This is a genomic window from Shewanella sp. AS16 (assembly GCF_021412365.1).
In the GTDB taxonomy this organism is placed as follows: Bacteria; Pseudomonadota; Gammaproteobacteria; order Enterobacterales; family Shewanellaceae; genus Shewanella; species Shewanella salipaludis.
In genome coordinates, this window is sequence record NZ_JAKCLK010000352.1 from 1 (window position 1) to 285 (window position 285).

A 285-nucleotide genomic window follows, 5' to 3' on the forward strand; every position below is an offset into this window, starting at 1 on the left:
GTCCTGCTGATGCAAAACAGCAGGCAGGCCCGTCTCTCACTCAGGTTGTGTATTGTCTTCGCCAGACTAACCACGGCTTTTTTAGCCGCTGGCGTCACCACTTTTTTGAGACGACATCTTTCAACACGGCATTATCCAACATGGCTTCAGCCAATAGCTTTTTCAGCTTAGTGTTTTCGCTTTCCAGTTCTTTCAGGCGCTTGGCGTCGCTAACTTCCATGCCACCGTACTTGGATTTCCAGCGATAAAAGGTGCCTTGGGCAATGCCGTAACGCCGGCAAATGT

At 50.2% G+C, this 285-nt stretch carries 1 pseudogene; it reads right to left on the reverse strand.

The annotated features are described in order from the left end of the window. A pseudogene (locus tag LZP73_RS20615) lies at positions 1-285 on the reverse strand (transposase); the annotation flags it as partial.